The organism is Micrococcus sp. KRD070 (assembly GCF_017168435.1).
GTDB classification, from domain to species: Bacteria; Actinomycetota; Actinomycetes; order Actinomycetales; family Micrococcaceae; genus Micrococcus; species Micrococcus luteus.
On the sequence record NZ_JABFNH010000031.1, the window covers coordinates 1 to 435 of the forward strand.

1 protein-coding gene is annotated in these 435 nt (G+C 70.1%); it reads right to left on the reverse strand.

Going from position 1 to position 435, the window contains the following annotated elements; translation table 11 throughout:
- Positions 1 to 431: SDR family oxidoreductase (locus J1M38_RS11280; protein ID WP_206501262.1), on the reverse strand; the 431-nt coding region annotated here is incomplete at its 3' end.
- Positions 432 to 435 lie beyond the last annotated feature (4 nt).

The following is a 435-nucleotide window of genomic DNA, read 5'->3' on the forward strand; positions in this document are numbered from 1 at the left end:
GTCGAAGAGGCGATGGATGCCGTGTTGCACACCGCTGCGGCGGGCGACCTGCGCAGCCAGGGCAGGGCAGCCGCGGTCACGCGTGCGATGCCGGTGACATTCACGGAGAGCACGCGTGCCCACTCCTCATCGTCATTCGCGCTGATATCGCCGATGGCACCGATGCCGGCGTTGTTCACGACGATGTCGATGCGACCGAACTTGTCTGCGACGCCGGCGACCGCGGCATCCACGCTCGCGCGATCCGAGACGTCGGCCGTGAACGCGGCGAAGCGCTCGTCGGCGCCGGACGTGTCGCGGTCGAGCACGGCGATCTGTGCACCGTCGGCGTGAAGGCGGGTGGCGATCGCCGCGCCGATGCCCGAGGCGCCACCGGTGACGATCGCGACGAGGCCGCCCAGAGCCGGTCCCTGAGCCTGTCGAAGGGTCATCGGG